The sequence below is a fragment of the Gilliamella sp. Choc5-1 genome (assembly GCF_001690595.1).
Taxonomy (GTDB): Bacteria; Pseudomonadota; Gammaproteobacteria; order Enterobacterales; family Orbaceae; genus Gilliamella; species Gilliamella apicola_M.
Genome location: NZ_LZHH01000017.1, coordinates 1 through 1,520 on the forward strand (window position 1 = coordinate 1; position 1,520 = coordinate 1,520).

At 37.8% G+C, this 1,520-nt stretch carries 2 protein-coding genes and 1 pseudogene; 1 reads left to right on the forward strand and 2 read right to left on the reverse strand.

The window, feature by feature from the left end:
• Together A9G35_RS01680 and A9G35_RS01685 are read right to left on the reverse strand one after the other, a co-directional pair.
• A partial coding sequence (locus A9G35_RS01680; protein ID WP_141673725.1) for an IS3 family transposase occupies positions 1–328 on the reverse strand: 328 nt, incomplete at its 3' end.
• Positions 328–585, reverse strand: coding sequence for a transposase (locus A9G35_RS01685; protein WP_034909955.1), 258 nt, complete (start codon positions 583–585; stop codon positions 328–330). The genes A9G35_RS01680 and A9G35_RS01685, both read right to left, overlap by 1 nt.
• Before the next feature lie 334 nt (positions 586–919).
• On the opposite strand from A9G35_RS01685, the pseudogene A9G35_RS01690 reads away from it, so the two are divergent.
• A pseudogene (locus A9G35_RS01690) lies at positions 920–1,489 on the forward strand (transposase); the annotation flags it as partial.
• Positions 1,490–1,520 lie beyond the last annotated feature (31 nt).

The window sequence follows — 1,520 nt, forward strand, 5'->3', positions numbered from 1 at the left end:
ATAGCCTTTCTGGGCTTCGTGGAGGAATGCGCTGTTTACGCTTTATCCTGAGATTAAGCTTTAATTGGCAATACACCCGATATACCCGTTTATGATTCCATTTATAGCCGAGCTTTCTGATACGATTAAAACATTTAGGAAAACCCCAGCGTAAATGCCTTTCCGTGATAGCATTCAACACCGAAATAATCACCGAATCATCCGGTAACTTAGGTTTATAATAGTAAGCACAACGGCTTAAGCCAACAATGGCACAACTCATAGTAATAGTAACTGAATGATTTTGTTGTAGTTGCTGTGCCCACGTTTTACGTGCCTTTGTGGGCACTAAAGCTTTTTTATGATTTCTTCCTGAAGCTGGGATTTTAAACTTAACTCAGCAAACATCTGCTTAAGCTTGCGATTTTCAGCCTCCAGCTCCTTTAAGCGTTTGATATCCGAAGTTTCCATTCCGCCGTATTTTTCTCGCCATTTATAGAAAGTTGAATTACCCATGCCATATTTACGGCACAGTTCTTTAACCGGAATACCCGCTTCAGCTTCTTTTAAAATAGCGACGATTTGATGTTCAGTCATTTTTTTCATAATTAAATCCCCTTTTCTTTTATCATAGAGAATTTTCTACTTTTTTGCTGTACTATTTTAGGGAATAGTTACAATAGCTTTCTAAGTTTTAATGCCTTTTATTGGATAGAAGATTAAATTGACTCAATGTTGGCAATTAAGGCTACTTAAGTTGTTCTATGTTTACTCGGATTGTGTTAGATGAACTTTATCATTTCTTATAGATAAAAATATTTTGAAAAACATAAACTTCATTCAATATTGAATGGAGTTTCAGATTGATGACAAAGAGCTCGCTTTTTGGCGAGTTCTTTGATCTAATAGAGAAGAGTCCATTATTAAAAGGAATTCTTCTATGCTAAAAAAACCAACGCCAGCGACACCCGAAAAAATAGAGCAAATTTCGTTAGATGCGCTTGTCCCTCAAAATCACCTTGTTCGTAAAATAGCTAAAGTCATTGATTTTGAATTTATTCGAGAAGCGGTAGCGCCACTTTATTGCCCTAATAACGGTCGTCCGGCAGAAGATCCGGTCAGACTGTTTAAAATTATGCTATTGGGGTATCTTTTTGGTATCCCCAGTGAGCGTCGTCTGGTTCAGGAAATTCAGGTCAATTTAGCTTACCGTTGGTTTCTGGGAATGGGATTAACCGAAAAAGTGATTGACGCCTCAACACTCAGCCAAAATCGTCGTCGTTTTAATGACAGTGAAATCTATCAACAGATTTTTGATAATATTGTTGAGCAGGCCATTGCCAAAGGGTTGATAAGTGGTCGGGTTTTATATACGGACAGTACTCACCTAAAAGCAAATGCCAATAAAGGCAAAGCACGTAATGAGCAGCGTATTGTTGAGCCCAGTCAATATGTTGATGCGCTTAATCAAGCCATCAACGAAGAAAGAGAATTAAACGGAAAAAAGCCTTAAAGCCATCGAGGGTAGAGAAATATAAGGA

Coding starts and splice junctions, on each gene's coding strand:
- A9G35_RS01685 (WP_034909955.1), bottom strand. CDS start 585: ATGAAAAAAATGACTGAACATCAAATCGTCGCTATTTTAAAAGAAGCT.